19 protein-coding genes are annotated in these 19,452 nt (G+C 66.1%); 10 read left to right on the top strand and 9 right to left on the bottom strand.

Annotation, left to right across the window (positions count from 1 at the left end; genetic code table 11):
• Nucleotides 1-58 precede the first annotated feature (58 nt).
• From AC07YH_RS04630 to AC07YH_RS04600, 7 genes are all read left to right on the top strand, one after another.
• Nucleotides 59-1,369 carry an HlyD family type I secretion periplasmic adaptor subunit gene (locus tag AC07YH_RS04630; protein WP_494745824.1) on the top strand — a complete coding sequence of 437 codons (1,311 nt, stop codon included), beginning with the start codon at nt 59-61 and terminating at the stop codon, nt 1,367-1,369.
• A gap of 111 nt (nt 1,370-1,480) precedes the next feature.
• Nucleotides 1,481-2,458, top strand: coding sequence for a GDP-mannose 4,6-dehydratase (gene gmd / locus AC07YH_RS04625; RefSeq protein WP_494745823.1), 978 nt, complete (start codon nt 1,481-1,483; stop codon nt 2,456-2,458).
• Nucleotides 2,458-3,090, top strand: a complete 633-nt coding sequence (locus AC07YH_RS04620) for an acetyltransferase (protein WP_494745822.1) — start codon at nt 2,458-2,460, stop codon at nt 3,088-3,090. Before gmd ends, AC07YH_RS04620 begins: the two co-directional genes overlap by 1 nt.
• A complete protein-coding gene (locus tag AC07YH_RS04615; RefSeq protein ID WP_494745821.1) occupies nt 3,087-4,202 on the top strand; it encodes a DegT/DnrJ/EryC1/StrS family aminotransferase in 1,116 nt (371 codons plus the stop codon). The genes AC07YH_RS04620 and AC07YH_RS04615 overlap by 4 nt, the downstream gene beginning before the upstream one ends.
• A 3-nt stretch (nt 4,203-4,205) precedes the next feature.
• Nucleotides 4,206-5,243, top strand: coding sequence for a glycosyltransferase family 4 protein (locus AC07YH_RS04610; RefSeq protein WP_494745820.1), 1,038 nt, complete (start codon nt 4,206-4,208; stop codon nt 5,241-5,243).
• A gap of 10 nt (nt 5,244-5,253) precedes the next feature.
• Nucleotides 5,254-6,291 (top strand): glycosyltransferase family 4 protein, encoded by a 1,038-nt coding sequence (locus AC07YH_RS04605; protein ID WP_494745819.1) that lies wholly within the window; start codon nt 5,254-5,256, stop codon nt 6,289-6,291.
• Nucleotides 6,292-6,407: 116 nt separating this feature from the next.
• Nucleotides 6,408-7,931: a TolC family outer membrane protein gene (locus AC07YH_RS04600; protein WP_494745845.1), complete on the top strand. Its 1,524-nt coding sequence runs from the start codon at nt 6,408-6,410 to the stop codon at nt 7,929-7,931.
• Nucleotides 7,932-7,941: 10 nt separating this feature from the next.
• Here the strand turns inward: AC07YH_RS04600 and AC07YH_RS04595 are convergent, their stop codons facing one another.
• The gene (locus tag AC07YH_RS04595) at nt 7,942-9,018 is read right to left on the bottom strand and encodes a glycosyltransferase family protein (protein ID WP_494745818.1); all 1,077 of its coding nucleotides are present in this window, start codon (nt 9,016-9,018) and stop codon (nt 7,942-7,944) included.
• Nucleotides 9,019-9,367: 349 nt separating this feature from the next.
• On the opposite strand from AC07YH_RS04595, the gene AC07YH_RS04590 reads away from it, so the two are divergent.
• Nucleotides 9,368-10,903, top strand: coding sequence for a methyltransferase regulatory domain-containing protein (locus tag AC07YH_RS04590; protein WP_494745817.1), 1,536 nt, complete (start codon nt 9,368-9,370; stop codon nt 10,901-10,903).
• Between the two features lie 554 nt (nt 10,904-11,457).
• On the opposite strand, the gene AC07YH_RS04585 is transcribed toward AC07YH_RS04590, so the two are convergent.
• From AC07YH_RS04585 to AC07YH_RS04570, 4 genes are all read right to left on the bottom strand, one after another.
• Nucleotides 11,458-12,216, bottom strand: coding sequence for a DUF599 domain-containing protein (locus AC07YH_RS04585; protein WP_494745816.1), 759 nt, complete (start codon nt 12,214-12,216; stop codon nt 11,458-11,460).
• A gap of 41 nt (nt 12,217-12,257) precedes the next feature.
• Nucleotides 12,258-13,712, bottom strand: coding sequence for an MFS transporter (locus AC07YH_RS04580; RefSeq protein ID WP_494745815.1), 1,455 nt, complete (start codon nt 13,710-13,712; stop codon nt 12,258-12,260).
• Nucleotides 13,713-13,773: 61 nt separating this feature from the next.
• Nucleotides 13,774-13,929 carry a DUF3309 family protein gene (locus tag AC07YH_RS04575; protein WP_165185512.1) on the bottom strand — a complete coding sequence of 52 codons (156 nt, stop codon included), beginning with the start codon at nt 13,927-13,929 and terminating at the stop codon, nt 13,774-13,776.
• A 125-nt stretch (nt 13,930-14,054) separates the two neighbouring features.
• On the bottom strand, nt 14,055-14,450 hold the full coding sequence (locus AC07YH_RS04570) for a DUF983 domain-containing protein (RefSeq protein WP_494745814.1): 396 nt from the start codon (nt 14,448-14,450) through the stop codon (nt 14,055-14,057).
• 291 nt (nt 14,451-14,741) lie between these two features.
• Between AC07YH_RS04570 and AC07YH_RS04565 the strand changes: the two genes are divergently transcribed.
• Nucleotides 14,742-14,912 (top strand): hypothetical protein, encoded by a 171-nt coding sequence (locus AC07YH_RS04565; protein ID WP_494745813.1) that lies wholly within the window; start codon nt 14,742-14,744, stop codon nt 14,910-14,912.
• A 9-nt stretch (nt 14,913-14,921) separates the two neighbouring features.
• On the opposite strand, the gene AC07YH_RS04560 is transcribed toward AC07YH_RS04565, so the two are convergent.
• The 4 genes from AC07YH_RS04560 to AC07YH_RS04545 form a co-directional block, all read right to left on the bottom strand.
• Nucleotides 14,922-15,059 (bottom strand): entericidin A/B family lipoprotein, encoded by a 138-nt coding sequence (locus tag AC07YH_RS04560; protein ID WP_494640935.1) that lies wholly within the window; start codon nt 15,057-15,059, stop codon nt 14,922-14,924.
• A gap of 170 nt (nt 15,060-15,229) precedes the next feature.
• Nucleotides 15,230-15,652, bottom strand: coding sequence for a beta/gamma-crystallin (locus tag AC07YH_RS04555; protein WP_494745812.1), 423 nt, complete (start codon nt 15,650-15,652; stop codon nt 15,230-15,232).
• A 12-nt stretch (nt 15,653-15,664) separates the two neighbouring features.
• Nucleotides 15,665-16,333 carry a beta/gamma-crystallin gene (locus tag AC07YH_RS04550; protein WP_494745811.1) on the bottom strand — a complete coding sequence of 223 codons (669 nt, stop codon included), beginning with the start codon at nt 16,331-16,333 and terminating at the stop codon, nt 15,665-15,667.
• 85 nt (nt 16,334-16,418) lie between these two features.
• On the bottom strand, nt 16,419-18,521 hold the full coding sequence (locus AC07YH_RS04545; protein WP_494745810.1) for an acylase: 2,103 nt from the start codon (nt 18,519-18,521) through the stop codon (nt 16,419-16,421).
• 166 nt (nt 18,522-18,687) lie between these two features.
• Between AC07YH_RS04545 and AC07YH_RS04540 the strand changes: the two genes are divergently transcribed.
• Nucleotides 18,688-19,437, top strand: a complete 750-nt coding sequence (locus AC07YH_RS04540) for a class I SAM-dependent methyltransferase (protein WP_494745809.1) — start codon at nt 18,688-18,690, stop codon at nt 19,435-19,437.
• Nucleotides 19,438-19,452: the final 15 nt, after the last annotated feature.

The following is a 19,452-nucleotide window of genomic DNA, read 5'->3' as shown; positions in this document are numbered from 1 at the left end:
CGTACGTACCCTTATCCAGAGGCCGCTCCTCAAGGCGCGCCCATAGGCTGAAAACCAGATGAAGCCCCCCAAGATCCAACGTCCGACGGACAATTTCAAAACCGTGGCCCGTATCGGCTACGCGGTCATCGCCTTCACCTTCGTCGGCCTGTTGGGCTGGGCGGCGATCGCGCCGCTGGACAGCGCCGTGGTCGCGACCGGCGTGATCTCGGCCGAAGGCAACCGCAAGACCATCCAGCACCTGGAAGGCGGCATGCTCCGCAAGATTCTCGTGCACGAAGGCGAGAAGGTGAAGGCCGGCCAGATCCTGTTCGAGCTGGACCCCACCCAGGCCAACGCCGCGGCCGGCATCACCAAGAACCAGTTCGTGGCCATGAAGGCCATGGAGGCCCGCCTGATCGCCGAGCGCGACCAGCGCGCGTCGATCAGCTTCCCGGCCGATCTGCTCAGCCAGCGCGCTGACCCGATGGTCGCCCGCGCCATCGCCGACGAAGAAGCTCAATTCATCGAGCGCCGCCAGACGGTCTCGGGTCAGGTCGACCTGATGAACGCCCAGCGCGATCAGTATCAGAGCGAGATCAGCGGCATCGATCGCCAGACCCAAGGCCTCAAGGAGCAGCTGGGCTTCATCGAGGACGAGCTGGGCGATCTGCGCAAGATCTATGACAAGGGCCTGGTGCCCCGGCCGCGCCTACTGGCGCTGGAGCGCGAACAGGCTTCGCTGTCGGGCTCGATCGGCCGTCTGACCGCCGACCGCGCCAAGGCCACGCAGGGCATGGGCGAAACCCAGCTGAAGATCCGTCAGATCAAGCAGCAGTTCTTCCAGGAAGTCAGCCAGAGCATCAGCGAAACGCGGGTGAAGCTGGCGGAAGTGACCGAGCGTGAAGTCGTGGCCTCGGACGCCCAGCGTCGGATCAACGTCGTCTCGCCGGTCAACGGCACCGCCCAGAACCTGCGCTTCTTCACCGAAGGCGCCGTGGTGCGTCCGGCCGAGCCCATGGTCGATATCGCGCCCGATGACGAAGCCTTCGTGATCCAGGCGCACTTCGCCCCGACCGACGTCGACAATGTCCATGCGGGCATGGTCACCGAGGTTCGCCTGCCGGCGTTCCACTCGCGGAAAATCCCGATCCTGAACGGCAAGATCGAGTCGATCTCGCGCGACCGTCTGAGCGATCCCGAGGGCAAGACGGTGTACTTCCTCGGCATCGTGCGGGTCGATATCAAGCAGCTGCCGAAGGAATTCCGCAACAAGGTCAGCGCCGGCATGCCGGCTCAGGTGGTCGTGCCGACCGGCGAGCGGACGGTGCTGCAGTATCTGTTCTCGCCGCTGCGCGACACGCTGCGCACCACCATGCGCGAGGAGTAGGGCGGGATTTCAACAGCCTGATTTCCCACACTTTTGGAAAGCGGCGTAAGGTCGCTTTCCAATCGCCTCCAATAGTGTAGTCAGACACCTTCATTCTTACTGGAGTCGATAGTGGCGAAGACGGCTTTGATCACCGGCATCACCGGCCAGGACGGGGCGTATCTCGCCAAACTTCTCCTGGAGAAGGGCTACACAGTCCACGGCATGTTGCGTCGCTCGGCCTCGGCCGACGTGATCGGCGACCGCCTGCGCTGGATCGGCGTCTATGACGACGTGCAGCTGGAACTGGGCGACCTGCTGGATTCCGGTGGCCTGTCGCGCCTGATGCGTCGCCTGCAGCCCGACGAGGTCTATAACCTGGCCGCCCAGAGCTTCGTGGGCGCCTCGTGGGACCAGCCGAACCTGACGGGTCAGGTCACCGGCATCGGGACCACCAACATGCTGGAAGCCGTGCGCCTGGAGTGCCCGCAGGCCCGTTTCTACCAGGCTTCGTCGTCGGAGATGTACGGCCTGGTGCAGCACCCGGTGCAGTCGGAAAAGACCCCGTTCTATCCGCGCTCGCCCTACGCCGTGGCCAAGATGTACGCCCACTGGATGACGGTGAACTACCGCGAGAGCTTCGGCCTGCATGCCTCGGCGGGTATCCTGTTCAACCACGAGAGCCCGCTGCGCGGCATCGAGTTCGTGACCCGCAAGGTCACCGACGCCGTGGCGGCCATCAAGCTGGGCCAGCAGAAGACCGTCGACCTGGGCAACCTGGACGCCAAGCGCGACTGGGGCCACGCCCAGGACTATGTCGAGGCCATGTGGCTGATGCTGCAGCAGGAAGTCCCGGACGACTACGTGGTCGCCACCGGCAAGACCTGGACCGTCCGCGAGATGTGCGACGTGGCCTTCTCGACCGTCGGCCTGAACTACCAGGACCACATCACCATCAATCCGAAGTTCCTGCGCCCCGCCGAGGTCGACCTGCTGCTGGGTGACCCGACCAAGGCCAAGGAGAAGCTGGGCTGGGAGCCCAAGATCTCCATGCAGGACCTGATCGCCGAGATGGTGGAAGCCGACATCGTCCGCCGGTCCAAGAACTGATGGCAGCCGGCGTCGTCATCATCGGCGGCGGCGGCCACGCCAAGGTGGTCATCGAAAGCCTGCGCGCTTCTGGCAAGACCGTGGCGGTGATCGTCGACGCCGATCCGACGCCGCGCGAGGTGCTGGGCGTTCCCGTGATCGGCGACGACGCGGCGCTGGCCGACCTGAAAGGGCAGGGGTTCAGCGAACTGTTCGTGGCGCTGGGTTCCAACCGTCTGCGCCAGAAGCTGGGCGACAAGGCTAGCGCGCTGGGCTTCACCCTGATCAACGCCATCCATCCCTCGGCCGTGATCTCGCCGTCGGCGAAGATCGGGCAGGGCGTGGCGGTGATGGCCGGCGTGGCGATCAACGCCGACAGCCGGATCGGTGACCTGGCGATCGTCAATACGGGCGCGGTCGTCGATCACGACTGCGACCTGGGCGTGGCCTGCCACGTAGGGCCCGCCTCGGCCCTGGCCGGCGGCGTGACCGTCGGCGAACGGGCCTTCCTCGGCGTCGGCGCGCGGGCGATCCCGGGCGTGCGCATCGGGGCCGACACGATCCTCGGCGCCGGCGGCGTCGTGGTGCGTGATCTGCCGGACGCGGTCGTGGCGATCGGCGTGCCGGCCCAGATCAAAGGAGAGCGTTCGTGACCACCCTGCCGCGGATTTCCGTCGCCCAACCCAGCCTCGACGGCAATGAGCGCGCCTACGTCATGGAGTGCATGGACTCGACGTGGATCTCGTCGGCCGGCCGCTTCATCACGGATTTCGAGAAGGCCTTCGCCGACTATTGCGGCGTCAAGCACGCGATCACCTGCAACAACGGCACGACGGCGCTGCACCTGGCTTTGGTCGCCATGGGCATCGGCCCGGGCGATGAGGTGATCATCCCCAGCCTGACCTATATCGCCTCGTGTAACGCGGTGACCTATTGCGGCGGCACGGTGGTGCTGGTCGACAACGATCCGCGGACCTTCAACGTCGATCCGGCCGCGATCGAGGCCAAGATCACGCCGAGGACCAAGGCGATCATGCCGGTCCACCTGTACGGCCAGATCGCCGACATGGACCCGATCCTGGAAATCGCCAGGAAGCACAATCTGCTGGTCATCGAGGACGCGGCCGAGGCCGTGGGCGCGACCTACAAGGGCAAGATGTCGGGCTCGCTGGGCGACTGCGCGACCTTCAGCTTCTTCGGCAACAAGATCATCACCACCGGCGAAGGCGGGATGATCACCACCAACGACGACGAACTGGCCAAGACCATGCGGCTGTACCGCAGCCAGGGCATGGACCCGAACCGCCGCTACTGGTTCCCGGTCGTCGGCTTCAACTACCGCATGACCAACATCCAGGCCGCCATCGGCCTGGCCCAGCTGGAGCGGGTCGAGCACCACCTGGCCGCCCGCGAGCGGGTCGTGGCCTGGTACGAGGAGAAGCTGGCGCGCCTGGGCAACCGGGTGATCAAGCCGTACGTCGCCGACACCGGCCGTCACGTGTTCTGGATGTACACCGTGCGCCTGGGCGAGGGCCTCGCCATCTCGCGCGACGAGGTGATTCAGAAGCTGGACGCCCTGGGCGTCGAGAGCCGTCCCGTGTTCCACCCGATGCACATCATGCCGCCCTATGAGCACCTGGCGACCGGCGACCTGGCCCAGGCCGAGGCCTGCGGGGCCGACGGCCTGAACCTGCCGACCCATGCCGGCCTGACCGAGGCGGACATCGACCGGGTCGTGGCCGCCCTGGACCAGGTGCTGGTCTAGCCGATGCGCATCGTCCTGCTGTCCTCGATCGTGCCGTTCATCAACGGCGGGGCGCGCTTCATCGTCGAGTGGCTGGAGGAGAAGCTCGTCGAGGCCGGCCATGAGGTCGAGCGGTTCTACCTGCCGTTCACGGACGACCCGAACGAGATCCTGCACCAGATCGCCGCCTGGCGGCTGATGGACCTGACCCAATGGTGCGACCGGGTCATCTGCTTCAGGCCGCCAGCCTATGTGGTGGATCATCCGAACAAGGTGCTGTGGTTCATCCACCATATCCGCACCTTCTACGACCTGTGGGACACGCCCTACCGCGGCATGCCCGACGACGCCCATCACCTGGCGATCCGCGACAACCTGCGGGCCTTGGACACCCAGGCGATCAGCGAAGCACGGGCGGTGTTCACCAACTCCCAGGTGGTCGCCGACCGCCTCAAGACGTTCAACGGCCTGGACTCCACCCCGCTGTATCCGCCGATCTACCAGCCCGAGCGCTTCAGCCACACCGGCTATGGCGACGAGATCGTCGCCATCTCGCGCCTGGAGCCGCACAAGCGCCAGGCGCTGATGATCGAGGCCATGCAGCATGTGAAGACCGGCGTGAAGCTGCGCTTGGCCGGCACCGCGTCCAGTCCGGAGTACGGCCGCCAACTGCTCCAGCGCGTCAACGAGCTGGGCCTACAAGATCGCGTCATCCTCGAGGATCGCTGGATCACCGAGGACGAGAAGGCGGAAATGCTGAAAGAGGCGCTGGCGATCGCCTACCTGCCCAAGGACGAGGACAGCTACGGCTATCCCTCGCTGGAAGGCGCCCATGCCAGAAAGCCGATCATCACCACCACCGACAGCGGCGGCGTGCTGGAGCTGGTCGAGCACGGCCGCAACGGCCTGATCAGCGAGCCCGACCCCCGCGCCCTGGCCCAGCAGTTCGACCGCCTGCATGCCGATAAGCAGGCCGTGGCCAAGATGGGAACCGCCTCGCTGAACCGCCTGGCCGAGATGAAGATCGACTGGAGCACCGTGGTGGAGAGGCTCACCGCATGAAGGTGCTCCCATGAAAGTGTTGGTCGTCAACAACGCCGCCCCGTTCCAGCGCGGGGGCGCGGAAGAGCTGGCCGACCACCTGGTCCGCCGCCTGAACGCCACGCCCGGCGTCCAGTCCGAGCTGGTCCGCGTTCCGTTCACCTGGGAGCCCGCCGAGCGGCTGATCGAGGAGATGCTGATCTCCAAGGGCATGCGGCTGTACAATGTCGATCGCGTGATCGGCCTGAAGTTCCCGGCCTACCTGATCCCGCACCAGGACAAGGTCCTGTGGCTGCTGCATCAGTTCCGCCAGGCCTACGACCTGTCGGAAGCCGGCCAGAGCCATCTCGATTTCGACGACACGGGCAGGGCGGTGAAGGCGGCGATCCGCGAGGCCGACAACGCCTGCTTCGCCCAGTGCCGCAAGATCTTCTGCAACTCGCCGGTCACCCAGAACCGGCTGGCCAAGTTCAACGGCGTGCCCAGCGAGGTGCTGTATCCGCCGCTCAACGATGGCGAGCTGTTCACCGGCGGCGACTATGGCGACTACATCTTCGCCGGCGGCCGGGTGGCGGCGGGCAAGCGTCAGCACCTGCTGATCGAGGCCCTGGCCCTGCTGCCGAACGGTCCTCGCCTGGTCATCGCCGGTCCGCCCGAGAACCAGGCCTATGCCGACCGCCTGACCAAGCTGGTCGAGGACCTGGACCTGAAGGACCGCGTGTCCTTGCGCTTCGGTTTCCACCCGCGCGCGGACATCGCGCGCTGGGCCAACGACGCCCTGGCCTGCGCCTACCTGCCCTTCGACGAAGACAGCGTCGGCTACGTGACCATGGAAGCCTTCGCCTCGGGCAAGGCCGTGCTGACCGTCACGGACTCCGGCGGTCTTCTGGAGATTGTCAGCGAGGCCACCGGCGCTGTCGCCGAGCCGACGCCTCAGGCCCTGGCCCAGGCGCTGGATCGCATGACGTCGGACAAGGTTCGGGCTAAGTCTCTAGGGAGCGCCGCGCGCGATCTCTGGCGCGATAAGAATGTCACATGGGAGGAGACGGTTCGCCGTCTTCTTGATTAAGCCACAAATTTTGGGTTGAAGGCCGGGTTACGGTGAGTTCCGCCCAAGTCTAGGAAACGCGAGTGCTGTCGAAAGTCCTGTCCGTTCGTTCGTCCGTCATTGCCCTGGCTATCGCCATGGCCGTGAGCGGCCGCGCCGAACTCGCCCACGCCGAGACCCTGGCCGACGCGATCACCTCCGCCTACGCCAGCAATCCGAACATCCAAGCCCAACGCGCCGCCATGCGCGCCCTCGACGAGAACTACACCCAGGCTCGGGCGGCCTATGGCCTGCAGGCCAGCGCGTCGGTGTCGGAGACCTACTACTGGTTCAAGAACGTGCAGCGGGATAGCGGCTTCCAGGCCACCACTCCATCCAGCCAGCTGAGCCTGAGCCAGGCGCTGTACACCAACGGCCGCTACGCCGCCCGCCTGGCCGGGGTCGAGGCCCAGATCAAGGGCGCTCGCGAGAACCTGCGCCGCATCGAGATGGACCTGCTGGTCCGTGTGACCAATGCGTACGTCTCCGTGCGCCGCGATCGCGAGGTCCTGCGCATTGCCCTGGGCGGCGAAGCCTGGCTACGCAAGCAGCTGCAGGACACCGAAGACAAGTATAGCGTCCGTCAGGTCACGCTGACCGACGTGCAGCAGGCCAAGGCCCGTCTGGCCGGAGCTTCCACCCAGGTCGCCAACGCCCAGGCCCAGCTCAATGTCACGGCTGCGTCCTACGCCTCGCTTATCGGTCACATGCCCGAGACCCTGGAGCCCGAGCCCGATATCGACGGCCTGCCCGCCAATCTGGATGAGGCGTTCAATCAGGCCGAGCAGTCCAGCCCAACCCTGCTGGCGGCCGCATACGCCGAGAAGGCCTCGCGCGAGGGCGTCGCCGAAGCTCGCGCACAGCGCCTCTTCACGGTCAGCGCGCGAGCCGACTACCGCAACGCGTCAGGCGTGCCTTACAGCGGCGCGTCAGCCGCGCGTGAAGACACGCTCAGCGCCGGCGTTACGTTGAGCCAGCCGTTGTTCTCCTCCGGCCAGCTGAATTCCTCGGTCCGTCAGTCGATCGAGGAAAACAACCGCGACAAGCTGCTGATCGACGATGCGCGCCGCAACACGGTCTTCGCCGTCTCGCAGTACTGGGACAGCCTGGTCGCCGCCCGCAAGTCGCTGGTGACGCAGGAAGAAGAAATGAAGGCCGACACGATCGCCTTCTACGGCGTGCGCGAGGAAGAGCGCTTCGCCCTGCGCAGCACCATCGAGGTGCTGAACGCTCAGGCCGAACTGCAGAACGCCCAGATCGGCTTTGTCCGCGGTCGCGCCAACGAATATGTCGGCCGCGTGCAACTGCTGGCCCAAGTCGGCACGCTGGAGGTCGGCAATCTGGCGCCGGGCATCCAGCCTTACGATCCCGAGCGTAACTTCAAGAAGGTCCGCTACAAGGGCATGTTGCCGACGGACCTGATCGTCCAGACCTTCGACAGGATCGCCCTGCCGATGGAGCCGAAGAAGCCGAAGGCCGGCGACACCACGCCGATCCGGCCGCCGTCCAGCGATCTGCCGGCCGCGCCGGTCGCCGCCGACAAGGTCGAGCCGCCGAAGTCGATCAACGACCTGCCGTCGCTCAACGAGGACGCGCCGGTCAAGACCGCGCCGAAGAGCTAAGCTTGCAAAGCTAGGGAAGCGGCAGCAGCCCCCGGGTCATCGCCAGCCAGGCGTCACGGTCGAACGAGACGTGCCCATTGTGCGCCGTGGCCGCCGCCAGTTCGGCGCGCCAGGCCTGGTCGGTGATCATCCGCGCCAGCTTGGCGGCGGCGTCGTCGACATCGGCGTCGGCCCAGCGCCCGGCGCGGTAGATCACGCCGTCGCCCTCGACCGGGATCATGGTGTAGTCGACCAGCCGGCTCGAGGCAGGGTCCATGAACTCGACGTTCGACGACCAGCCGGTCGCCAGGGTGGGCTTGCCCAGCCAGATGGCCTCGGCCAGCAACAGGCCGTAGCCTTCCGAGCGGTGCAGCGACAGTACGATGTCGCTGCTGGCGGTCAGGCGCGCCATATCCTCGGCCGACAGGTTCTCGGTCATCAGCCGGATCGTCGGATCGGCGGCGACGTCGTCCTGCAGCGCCTGGAAGGTCTCGGGATAAAGGTCCGCGCCTACGATCTTGCAGAGCAGCAGGGCCTCGCCGGTTCCCGCCTTCTGGAACGCCCGCAGGGCGGCGTAGGGGTTCTTGCGCTGGGCCGTCGAGCGCAGGTCGAAGGCCATCAGCACCACGACCTTGTCGCCTGGCAGGCCGAAGCGAGCGCGGTCGGGCGCAGGGCGCGGATTTAGGTAGAGCGGGTACGGAGCCGAGGAGACCTTCACCCGGGCCGGGGCGATCTTGCGGATGGCGTCGGCGGCGAAGGCCGAGGGCGTCCACACCTCATCGACCAGGTCGAAGGCTGGGGCCCAGTCGGCGGGCGCGTCCTCCAACTCCCAGGCCCAGTAGCCGATATGGCGGCGGCCTGCGAGCGGATAGCCGCCGGTGTCGCGGGCCCAGCGCAGCAGTTCCGGCGGGTTGATGTGCGAGATCACCACGCCGCGCTCGGTCTCGGCGGGCGGCGGGAACACGGCGGACAGTTCGACTGGAAAGCCGACATCGGGCGACAGATCGATAGCGCGGACAGGCAAGCCGGCGTCGGCCAGGCCCCTGGCCAGCATCCGTGCGCCCTCGCCAAGGCCATGCACCGCCCCATGGAAGCCCACGAGGGTCACCGGCAGGGCAGGTGGCAGGTTGCGCCGCCGAGCCCGTCGTCGCGCGCGCGCTTGCGCGCTGCGCTCTGCTCGAGCTTGAGCGGCGGCGTCGAGGGTTTCTTTCGCCGACAGATATAGCCCCTGTGGGGCGCTCGCTGTCAGGTGCGCCGCGCGGCGCATGGGCGCCGGCAGGCGTCGCCAGAGGGAAAGAAGACTGGATTTCATCGACAAGGGTGTTGCAACGTCCGATGCAGAGGTAGGAACCTATAGCGACTTCTGGTGTCCGCGGACCACGACGAAAGGCTGCGCCTGGCAGCCAGGACGCTAAAACAGCATCAACCGAACCATCCAACAGCGGTGTGGGGGACTTGTGTCGACTGAGTGGAATGCGGGCTACGTCACGGACGTGAACTACACCTTCGGCTACTACGGCGAGTTGAATCCGCTGCGTTGCCGTCTTCCGTTGCTGATGGGCGGTCGCCATGCGCCGAAGATCGAAAACGCCTGTGAGCTGGGCTTCGGCCAAGGACTCTCGGTGTCGATCCACGCCGCCGCTCAGCCGGGGATCAATTGGTACGGCACGGATTTCAATCCTTCCCAGGCGGCGTTCGCTTCGGAAATGGTCCGTCTTTCGGGCGCCGAAGCGAAACTGTACGACGAGGCCTTCTCCGAGTTCTGCAGTCGCTCGGACCTGCCGGATTTCGACTTCATCTGCCTGCACGGCATCTGGACCTGGATCTCGCACAGCAATCGCGGCGTCCTCGTCGACTTCATCCGTCGCAAATTGCGTCCGGGTGGCGTGCTGTACATTTCGTACAACACGCTTCCGGGCTGGTCGGCCGCAGCGCCGCTGCGTCACCTGATGAAACGGCATGCCGAGGTGATGGGCGCTCCGGGGCAAGGGGTCATCAGTCAGGTCGACGCGGCCCTGGGCTTCATCGACCAGTTCCTGGCGCTGGAGCCTGCCTATGCCAAGGTCAACCCTGGCCTTGTCGAGCGAATGAAGCTCATCAAGGGGCAGGACCGGCAGTATCTCGCGCATGAGTACATGAACCGGGATTGGCACCCGATGTACTTCTCCGAAATCGAAAACTGGCTCACCGACGCCAAGGTCAGCTTCGCCAGTTCCGCCCATACGCTCGACAATCTCCTCGAGCTGAACATGACGCCCGCACAGATGGAGTTCATGCGCAGCGTTCCGGACGCCTCGTTGCGCGAGACGGTGCGGGACTACTGCATGAACCAGCAGTTCCGGCGCGACTACTGGATCCGTGGCTCCCGCGCCCTGGTCGGTCATGAACAGCTGGCGGCGTTGCGCGAAGAGCGCGTCGTTCTCGTGACGGCCAAGGTCGACCTGCCCACGAAGGCGCGCGGCGCCTTGGGCGAGGCCGGAATGCTGGATAATATCTATCAGCCGATCTACGAACTGCTGCTGGACCACAAGCCGCACACGATCCTCGAGCTGGAAACCCACCTCGCCGGCAAGGGCATTGGTTTTCCCCAGTTGAACTCCGCCTTGACCATCCTGTTCGGCTTGGGTGTCATCCAGCCGGCGGCGCCGGCGCAGGACGTCAGCAAGGCCAAGCCGCGTTGCCTGGCGCTGAACAAGGCTATCGCGCGTCGCTCTCTGTCCACGGGCGACATCGGCTACTTCGCTTCTCCCGTCACGGGGGCGGGTGTCTCGGCGCCGCGCTTCGCCCAGCTCTTCTGGCTCAGCAAACAGAATGGCGGCAAGACGGCGGCGGATTGGGCCGGCTTCGCCTGGTCGGTGCTTCAGAGCCAGAACCAGAGCATCCTCAAGGACGGCAGCGCCCTGCAAGGCGAAGACAACCTGGCGGAGCTGAAATCCCAGGCGGAGGAGTGGGGCGCCAAGACCCTGCCGATCTGGACGGCGCTGGGCCTCTAATCTGGACACGTTTGACGATAGAGTTGGCGCGATCCGCGCCAGCTCTATCGCCCGATGTCGTGTGGCGCTTCGCCCAACTGGAGAGTGATCGTCAAATCTACACGCCCATTTTTGCGTAATCAGGCATTTGGTAAGTGCAGTTTTATCCGCCTCTTAAGGTGCGATCGAAAAGGTAATGTTTAAGGCTCTCCGCTGGATTAGAGCAGGGGCGGGTAATCCTTCTTCGGAGAACTCTCTGAATTGAAGGCTGTGTCGCGCCTTTGTTTCAGCGCTATGCCTTGCCTTCGATATTGTGTGATCCGCCGCGAGAATCTGGGCGAAGCTCCACAATATCGGAAGTTGCAACCCGAAATCACGACGAAATGTCGGATTCTCGTAGCAGGCGGGTTGCGAAGCCCCGGCGGTTAAGATATAAAGATCATGTCTACCCACAAGACTTCCCATTAGACCCGTCGGAGACCGAGTCTCCGGCGGGTCTTATGCATTCGGGGTCTGTTTTGGGCGTCGTGGCGAAAAACGCCGCGCCGGGGCGGGCGTTCCTCCAGTCAAGCTGACTAGATGCGATCTTCCGGCGGCGCGCCGGTCGGGCGGTACAGGTGCGGGCCGTGGACGACCGGCTGGCGCTCCAGGATCTGGCGGACCTTGCGCACGGCCATCGAGGCGCGGCTGCGGCGCTGACGCCAGAGCAGCAGGGTCATGGCCCCCAGGGTGGCGGTCAGGAAGGGCGCGGGGCCCAGCAGCCAGACCGCCGCCGCCAGCGCGAAATAGTAGGCGCGGACGCCGGCGTTGAACGCCGACAGGGCGGGATTGAGGATGCCGCCGGCGGCCTCGGCGTATTCGGCCAGCACGGCGGGCGGCGCCCACATTGGCGCGGCCCCGATCGCGGCCAGGCAGTAGTTCATTTGACGGATCGACCAGATGAAGTCGAGCAGGCCGCGCGCCAGGGCCACCAGCACCAAACCGAGCTTGATCTGGAACATCACCGGCGTGGTCTTGGCCAGCACGGCCAGGCCCTCGACGCTCTTCCAGGCGTTGTCGCCGCCGAACAGCACCCCGGCCGCCGCGGCGATCAGGATCAGGTTCGACGAGGCGAAGAAGCTGGCCGAGTTGATCGCATGGCCCAGCAGCTGGCCGTCCAGCAGAGCGATCTCGCGCACCGCCATCTCCTGCATCCACCGGCGGCGGATGACGGTCATGTCGGTGTTGAGCACGCCGCCGCCTTCGCCCAGGCTCTTGAGCATGGGCTCGTACAGCAGCCAGCAGAACGCGAAGACCGTGACGGCGAAGAGGTCGAAGAGCTGGGCAGGCGACATGGGCGAACTCTAGACGGGCGCGGAGAGTCGGAAAACCAGGTTCAGTCTTCGTGGATCAGGCTGTGCTTGCTGGTGTCCTTCAGGACGATCGAGCAGATGAGGCCGACCGTCATCACCGCGGCGACGTAGAGGTAGAAGGTGCTCTCCATCTTCTCGTGCTTGAAGGCCAGGGCGACCACCTCGGCGGTGCCGCCGAACAGCACATTGGCCAGGGCGTAGGGGAGGGCCACGCCCAAAGCGCGGACCTCGGCCGGGAACATCTCGGCCTTCACCACGGCGCTGATCGAGGTGTAGCAGGACTGGAAGGCCATGCCGGCCAGGATCAGCAGCAGGGCGCTCGACACCGAGGTCGCGTGGCTGATGCCGGTCATGATCGGCCAGATCGTCAGGGCCCCGCCGCCGAAGGCCAGGATCAGCATCGGCTTGCGGCCGAACTTGTCCGACAGCCAGCCGGCCAGGGGCTGGGCCAGCATGAAGCCGATCATGGAGAGGGCGCTGATTTCCGAGGCCTGGCCCTTGTTGAAGCCCGCCGTGTTGACCAGGAACTTCTGCATGTAGGTCGTGTAGACATAGAAGGTCAGCGAGCCGCCGGCCGTCAGGCCCATGATCAGCAGGCTCTCGCGCGGATGGCGGCGGACCAGCGGCACGATCAGCGACACGAAGAACAGCGCCAGGAACAGCGCGCCCAGGTACTGGCCCGGCTTGGCCAGCGGTCCGGTGGTGACGCCCATCACGCCGGCGATCAGCGTCAGCACCAGGAAGACGGCGGCGCTGGCTGCCTGGCCGCGCGACAGGGTCTCGCGCTGGGCGGGCTTCTTGAAGGCGATGCTTTCTTCCAGTCCCCGGCGGATCCAGAACACCACCACGGCCAGCACCGCGCCGATGACGAACGGGATGCGCCAGCCCCAGGCCTTCAGCTGGTCCTCGCCCAGGGTCCGTTGCAGCACGATCAGCACGCCCAGCGCGATCAGCTGGCCGGCGATCAGGGTCACATAGTGGAAGCTGGACCAGAAGCCGCGCCGGGCCTTGCCGGCCATCTCGCTCATATAGGTGGCGCTGGCGCCGTACTCGCCGCCGACCGACAGGCCTTGCAGCACGCGGGCCAGCAACAGGGTGGCGGGGGCCAGAAGGCCGATGGTCTTGAAGTCGGGGGTGACGGCGATGATCAGCGCGCCGCCGCACATCAGGGCCACCGAGGCCGACAAGGCGGCGCGGCGGCCAGCATGGTCGGCGTACATCCCCATCAGCCAGGCGCCGATCGGCCGGGCCACGAAACCCAGGAAGAACACCGCCGCCGCCTGCAGCAGCTGCACGGTCTGGTCGCCCTTGGGAAAGAAGGCCGGGGCGAAATAGAGGGTGAAGGCGGCGTAGGCGAACCAGTCGTACCATTCGACCAGATTGCCGGCCGAGCCGCCCAGGATGGCCTTGGCGCGGGCCATGGGCGACAGGCGCGCCCCTTCACCCGCAACGGTGGCCGGTTCGGCGGTCGCCGTCATGCTGATCTCCCCTCCCGTTCGGAAGGGGAGATTAGGCGAACGCCGATCTAGGACAAGCGCCCTAAATTCGGCCGAGCAGGACCAGGATGATCAGGATGACCAGGATGAGGCCAAGGCCGCCGCTGGGGAAATAGCCCCACGAGCGGCTGTGGCCCCAGGTCGGCAGCGCGCCGATGAGGGCCAGGATCAGGATGATGATGAGGATCGTGCCGAGCATGGTCCGAAGTTCCCTCCAATCCGCGTCAGCCACCGTGGCGACGCTAGGTCAGGACTTCGAAATTCGCGGCCTCGCTTGTCGGTTCCGCGCGGTTTGGTTCCCAAAAATCGTACGGAATCCGCGCCCTAGGCGAGGGTGTCCTCGGCCTTGCGCTGGCGGATGGCCCACAGCGCGCCGATCACCGCGCCCTTGACGCGCGGCAGCAGCGCCAGGGTCAGGGCAGCGATCGAGACCAGGGTCAGGGGCGCGACGATCCAGGGCGAGGCTTCCCAGATCCACGGGAAGAACAGCAGCGGCGCGACGATGAAGTGGCCGACCAGCAGGATCGTGAAATAGGCCGGGCCGTCGTCAGCCGGATAGCTGGCCAGCTCGTGGCCGCACGCTTCGCACACCGGCTCCACCTTCAGGTAGCTGCGGTACAGCCGACATTCGCCGCAGTTGGGGCAGCGGTGCTTCAGACCACGGGCGAGACCGGTGAGCATGGGCGAGGCGGAGGGCTGGAACTCTGACATGCCGCTCATATGCGCTTTCGGGTGGGACTGGAAAAGGGCGACCAGCTGACGCACGGCGACGTTATGTCCAAGCTTGTCGAAAGGTCTTGTAGATTTTTGCGGTGAGTAGAACGCAGATCGTTCTGAATTTGATCTCGATCAAACGGTGCAAACGATATCCGAAGCCAGCGCAAGACTGATCTTGGTGAACGATCGTTATTTCGAAAACCGTGTTCTGGGACCTTGAGTCCTTGATCGGAGGTTTCTGGAACAGTTGTCACGGGGCGACGTTGATCGTCTGGATTGCAGACGAGGCGCGCCATGACGACTGAACGCTCCACCGAGCCTGGCCCCGGCCAGGAAACGCCGCCGCGCAAGGGCGAGGGCGCCTCCAAGGCCGAGCACGCCGTCCGTCACGCGCCGGACAGCGCCGTCGCCCCGCATGAGAAGCGGGCGATCGGCGCTGAGACCTCGCGCGAGGAAGACGCGTAAGGCTAGGGCTTAGTGCTTGGCGTCGCGGGCGGCGCCGGCGACAGCCTTGCCGGCCGACGAGACGTCACGGCCAGCGCCTTCGATGGTGTTGCAGGCCGAGACCAGCAGGGCGGCGGCCGCGGCGGCCAGGACGACGATCTTACGCATGAAGGAAGGCTCCGTTAGAGAGCGTGATAGCCGAAAGTGGTCGCCGGTTTCGGCGGCCATCACGCGTAGGCAAGGAATGAGAGCCTGTCTTTGGACAGGCTCTAAGGCGGCGGGACCTTAGCCATGGCGCGGGGGGGGCGCCGGGCTTCAAGAGCCCGGCGCGGCTTGGGCTACCGAACCCGGCGGACCGAGCTGAAGCGGTCGTTCTGCTTCTTGGGCAGGCTGGGCGTATCGTAGTCGTAGCGCCAGCACTTGCCCTGATAGTAGGCGTGCTCGCAGAACTCCCAGGCCCCGCGCGAAATGCGCATCGACGAGACGCGGTCGTTGAAGCCGAGGCGCGTCAGGTCCGGCGTGTCGCCGCGCAGCGGGCGGGCTTCGCCGCGGAAGCCGTCGTGCTCGAACAGCACGACCTCGCCGCCGGGACCCCAGCGGCCATCGCGCCGGTCGTCACGGCGATCGTCGCGCCGATCATCACGTCGGTCATCCCGGTGATCATAGCGGTCGTCGCGACCTTGGTAGCGGTCCTGGGCGACCGCCGAGGTGGTCACGAGGGCGATGGCCCCGCAGACGATCAGGAAAGCGATCTTGCGCATGGCGGCGTTCTCCTAGCGGACGCGACGGATCGAGCTGATCGCGTCGTTCCATTCACGGGGCAGGACGGCCTGGTCGGCGTCCAGGCGGCTGCAGCGGCCCTGATAGTTGGCGTGCTCGCAGATCTCCCAGCGACCGCCGGTGCGGCCGATCTGGATCGACGAGGCCCGGTCGTTGAACTTCACGGCGCCCAGGTCGGGCATGTCGCCGTTCACTTCGAACGCGCGGCCCTGGTACTGCGGGTCCTCGAACAACACGACGCCGTCACGGCCGCCGCCCGGACGACCGCCGCCGCCGTTGTTGTTGCCGCCATTGTTCCAGCCGCCGCCATTGTTGCCGCCGCCGTTATTCCAACCGCCGCCGCCACCGCCGTTCCAGTTGCCGTTGTTCCAGCCGCCGTTGCCGTTGCCCGCCAGGCTCTGGCAGATCAGCTTGCCGTCGCCATTGGCCATGCCCTGGCTGTTGCAGTCACGGACATAGGCGCTGACCCAGGCCCAGCCGCCGCGGCTGGTCTTGCAGCGCGCGTGGACCTCGCCGTTGAAGGCGGTGATCTCGCGGCACGACTGGAAATAGGAACCGCGCGGCGGCTCCTGATAGGCGCCGTTCCAGTTCGGCGCCTGGGCCGAGGCCGCGCCGGCCAGGGTCAGTGCGGACAGAGCCGCCAGAGCGAAGGTCTTGTGCATGTCGTTTCCCCACCGAGAAGCTTCGTTGTGAAGCCAGATAGCCGCTCCGCAACTGAACGGCGCCTGAACAGCCTAGCTCGGAAAATTAACGATCAATCGGGCGGTAGTCGACCTTGACGTGTGGTTTCAGCTGCGCCTCGGTGAACCAGACGGGCTTGGTCTTCATGGCCACGAACAGCGGCGTCTGGTCGGCATAGTGGGGCGACTGGGCGTCCAGGGTGGCCGAGCCGAACTGGTGGATGCTCTCCGAATGGAGCTGGCCGGCTTTGTCCCAGGTCACGAACATGATGAAGGTGTCGCCGCCGTCGGCCGTGGTCGTGCCGTCCTTCTCGAGCTTGCCCCAGACCGAGCGATAGGTGTCGGCCGCACCGTCAATGGCCAGGTTGACCGTCCCGCGCCGGATGCGATTGACCTCGCCCCACTCGGGGTCCAGGCGGCCGAAGTGGGTCTTCAGCAGCTTGATGGTCGCCTGCAGGCTGTCGATCGGCGTCGGGGCCGGATCGCCGTTGCTGCGGGCGAACAGGATCGGCTGGGTCATCAGCGCCGCCAGGGCCGCGCCGCGATTGTGGACATCGGCCTTCTTGTCCCAGGCGCGCAGGATGGCTTGCGCCTTGGCCAGATCGGCGTCGCCCTTCGGATCGATGGCGGTCACCTCGCGGACCATCTCCATCACCGACGAGCGGTCGCTGAAGGCGATGTCGAACTTGTGGGCCCGGAAGCTCGCGTCGGTGATCGCATGGTCGGTCCCGAAGGTCTCCAGCGCCCGCCAGGCGCGGTTGGTCATGTTGGTCTGCAGGCCCATCGAGGCAGGGAAATCCTCGGGCTTGAGGTTGTCGGCATCCTCGCTGGCTCGGAACGGGGTGTTGTTCGAGTTGAACACCAGGCCCGACTTCGGATTCCACAGCTTCGGGATCTGATCGACGGGCCGGTAGCCCTGCCAGATCAGGTCCGAGCGGTCGCCGGGCAGTATGCCCTTCCAGTCGGCGTCGACGGTGCGGTTCGGATACTGGCCGTTGTGCACGAAGCCGATGTTCCCGGCTTTGTCGGCATAGATGTAGTTCAGGCTGGGGATGGCGTGGGTGGCGATGGCGGCGCGCCATTCCTCGACGGTCCGGGCCTTGTTCAGTCGCCAGTACTGCAACGGCTGGCGCCACTCGCCCATGCCGGCGTAGCGGATGGCGAAGACGCCGTGATCGGTCTCCAGCACCGGCCCATGGACCGAGCGCAGCACGGCCTTCTTCACCGGCAGCACGATGGGGCCCAGCAGCTTCACGCGCAGGGTGACATAGCGCTTGTCGAAGTCCTTCCACTGGCCGTCCAGCCTGTACTGGTTCTTGTTCGCCGGGTTGATGGTCAGGCGGTAGATGTCCACCAGGTCGGGCTTGGACACGGTGTTGGCCCAACCCAGGTCGGCGTTGTGGCCGTGCAGCATGAACGGCGCGCCGGGGAAGAAGCCGCCGGCCACGTGCCAGCCTTGCCCACTCTCGACCACGGCCTCGTACCAGGCGACCGGGCCGGTATAGGGCTGGTGCGAATTGACGAGCAGGCGCGTGGCGCCATCGGCGCTACGGGCGGGCGCGGTGGCCAGGCCGTTGGAGCCCTTGGCCGGCGGCGGCGGGGCGCCGGGTGAGGTCAGGTGCTTCAGCTCCCCGTCCAGGCCGTAGAAGAACGGCTGCTTGAAGACGAAACCGGCCTCGATGTCGTGTCCGGTCAGGGGCAGCAGGCCCGGCTTGACCTTTTCCGGATGCTTGGCGGCATAGACGCTGACCCCGTCGGCATAGGCCTCCATCACCTTGCGCAGGTCGGCCGGCAGCTCGTTGTAGTGGGCGTTGGTCGTCGGCCAGACGTCGAGCAGGGCGGCGACATAGTCGGTCGGCGCGGCGCTCTTGCCCTTGTCGCGGGCCAGCACGCCGCGCGTGGCCAGCACCACGTCCTGCAAGGTGCCGAAGTCGTCCTCGCTCTGGGCGAAGCCCAGGCCGAAGGCGGCGTCGGCGTCGGTCTTGCCCAGCACGTGCGGCACGCCCCAATCGTCGCGGCGGATGCGGACGTCATAGGTCTTGGTCTTGGCCAGCAAGACTTCGCGAGAAGGGGCCTTGGGCAGGCTGGCCTGGTCGATGGCGATCAGCGTCACGGCCGCCAGCACCACCAGCGCCAGCAGCGCGCCGACCCCACGCAGGATCCACTTCATCCGAGCCTCCCCGACCCCATTATTCATTACCGCCGATCATGTCTGGCCGGCTTGGTCGTGCCTAGAGCCGGTTTCGACGAAAGCTGGCTGAAACGTCGCGATAACGTCGTTCGCCATCCCTAACTGCGCTGCTAGGTTCGACCTAAGCAAAGAGGGAGGCGCGCCCATGGCTCGCAAGTATCTGGTTTCGGCACTGGCGGTTCTGGCCCTGAGCATCGGCGGGGCCGCGTTCGCGGAGGTCCCGGCCAACATCACCAAGGCCCTGGCCGATCCGTCGCGCCCCGCCGCCGACACGGCCCGCGACGCCGCCCGCCATCCGGGCGAGGTCCTGGCCCTGGCCGGCGTGAAGCCGGGCGACACGGTCATCGACTACGTGATGGGCGGCGGCTATTTCACCCGCATCCTGTCGGCCGCCGTTGGGCCGAAGGGCGTGGTCTATGCCTACCAGCCGGCCGAGTTCATCAAGTTCATGGCCAAGTACGGCGAGGACCAGAAGACGGTCGCGGCGGCCCTGTCGAACGTCAAGCCGCTGAACGGCCCGATGGTCGGCCTCGACCTGCCGGACGGCGCGGACGTGGTGATCACCGTCCAGAACTACCACGACCAGCACCTGAAGCCGTTCCCGGTCGACACGGCGGCCAAGGCCAATGCCGAGATCTTCAAGTCGCTGAAGCCGGGCGGCGTCTTCCTGGTTATCGACCACGCGGCCCTGGCCGGCGCGACGACGGCCCCGGACGCCTTGCACCGCATCGACATCGGCCAGGTGAAGACCGAGGTCGAGGCCGCCGGCTTCAAGCTGGAAGCCGAGAGCCCGCTGCTGGCCGACAAGGCCGATACGCATACGGTGAGCGTGTTCGATCCCAGCATTCGCGGGAAGACTGATCAGTTCATCCTGAAGTTCAGGAAGCCGAAGTAAGGCCGACTCCGAGGG

It is taken from the genome of Caulobacter sp. GW456-12-1-14-TSB4, from assembly GCF_059424195.1.
This window is presented reverse-complemented; position numbering and strand designations above follow the sequence as displayed.

Bases quoted from the DNA above. Each gene is read 5' to 3' on its own strand.
- AC07YH_RS04585 (WP_494745816.1), bottom strand. From the start codon at position 12,216: ATGTCGCCTGCCCAGCTCTTCGACCTCTTCGCCGTCACGGTCTTCGCG.
- AC07YH_RS04610 (WP_494745820.1), top strand. From the start codon at position 4,206: ATGCGCATCGTCCTGCTGTCCTCGATCGTGCCGTTCATCAACGGCGGG.
- AC07YH_RS04570 (WP_494745814.1), bottom strand. From the start codon at position 14,450: ATGAGCGGCATGTCAGAGTTCCAGCCCTCCGCCTCGCCCATGCTCACC.
- AC07YH_RS04540 (WP_494745809.1), top strand. From the start codon at position 18,688: ATGGCTCGCAAGTATCTGGTTTCGGCACTGGCGGTTCTGGCCCTGAGC.
- AC07YH_RS04630 (WP_494745824.1), top strand. From the start codon at position 59: ATGAAGCCCCCCAAGATCCAACGTCCGACGGACAATTTCAAAACCGTG.
- AC07YH_RS04555 (WP_494745812.1), bottom strand. From the start codon at position 15,652: ATGCGCAAGATCGCTTTCCTGATCGTCTGCGGGGCCATCGCCCTCGTG.
- AC07YH_RS04620 (WP_494745822.1), top strand. From the start codon at position 2,458: ATGGCAGCCGGCGTCGTCATCATCGGCGGCGGCGGCCACGCCAAGGTG.
- AC07YH_RS04605 (WP_494745819.1), top strand. From the start codon at position 5,254: ATGAAAGTGTTGGTCGTCAACAACGCCGCCCCGTTCCAGCGCGGGGGC.
- AC07YH_RS04575 (WP_165185512.1), bottom strand. From the start codon at position 13,929: ATGCTCGGCACGATCCTCATCATCATCCTGATCCTGGCCCTCATCGGC.
- AC07YH_RS04560 (WP_494640935.1), bottom strand. From the start codon at position 15,059: ATGCGTAAGATCGTCGTCCTGGCCGCCGCGGCCGCCGCCCTGCTGGTC.
- AC07YH_RS04580 (WP_494745815.1), bottom strand. From the start codon at position 13,712: ATGACGGCGACCGCCGAACCGGCCACCGTTGCGGGTGAAGGGGCGCGC.
- AC07YH_RS04545 (WP_494745810.1), bottom strand. From the start codon at position 18,521: ATGAAGTGGATCCTGCGTGGGGTCGGCGCGCTGCTGGCGCTGGTGGTG.
- AC07YH_RS04600 (WP_494745845.1), top strand. From the start codon at position 6,408: ATGGCCGTGAGCGGCCGCGCCGAACTCGCCCACGCCGAGACCCTGGCC.
- AC07YH_RS04550 (WP_494745811.1), bottom strand. From the start codon at position 16,333: ATGCACAAGACCTTCGCTCTGGCGGCTCTGTCCGCACTGACCCTGGCC.
- AC07YH_RS04565 (WP_494745813.1), top strand. From the start codon at position 14,742: ATGACGACTGAACGCTCCACCGAGCCTGGCCCCGGCCAGGAAACGCCG.